Annotated in this window: 1 protein-coding gene; it reads right to left on the reverse strand. The window is 51.6% G+C overall.

What is annotated here, in order from left to right; all coding sequences use genetic code 11:
• A partial coding sequence (locus tag LWP20_RS18175) for an HAD-IC family P-type ATPase (protein ID WP_242929599.1) occupies nucleotides 1-733 on the reverse strand: 733 nt, incomplete at both ends.

The following is a 733-nucleotide window of genomic DNA, read 5'->3' on the forward strand; positions in this document are numbered from 1 at the left end:
CGATTCCTCGCGTATCTGGTCGCGCATTGTAATGTAGCCAACAGGTCTTCCGTCTACTATAGTATAAACTACTGTTTCCACGCCTTCTTCGGCCTCGCTTGCAGGTACAGCAATGTTATACTCTTTTATATAGTTCGGACCTACCACTTTCACATCGCGGCCTTCTACTAGGCCTTCCAAGCCTTTGCCTGGCAGGTAGTTAAAAGACGTGGAAGGTGGCACAGGTATACTTTGTTCCTTTGCCCTGCGAAGTATACTTTGGGAAATAAAATGCTCCGAATTCTGCTCCACACCTGATGCCAAGCGCAGCATTTCACGCTCAGTTATCGCATTATCAAAAGCTACCACAGAGGCAATCTCATGGGAGCCCTGCGTAAGGGTACCGGTTTTATCGAAGATGATGGTGGTGATAAGGCGGGAGTTCTCAAAGGCAGTGCGGTTGCGGATAAGCAGGCCGTGGTTGGCCGACACAGCCGTAGAAATAGCCACTACCAGCGGCACAGCCAGCCCCAGTGCATGCGGACAGGAAATCACCATAACCGTAACCATACGTTCCAGGGCAAAAGCCAGGTCCTGCCCCAGCATAAGCCAGACGGCAAACGTGCCGAAGCCGGCAAATAAGGCAATATAGGTCAGCCACTTTGCAGCGCGGTCTGCCAGGCGCTGTGTTTCCGACTTAGTCTTTTGTGCTTCCTGCACCAGCTTGATCACCTTGCTGAGGTAGCTCTCTTTG

This window comes from Pontibacter vulgaris (genome assembly GCF_022758145.1).
Classification (GTDB): domain Bacteria; phylum Bacteroidota; class Bacteroidia; order Cytophagales; family Hymenobacteraceae; genus Pontibacter; species Pontibacter vulgaris.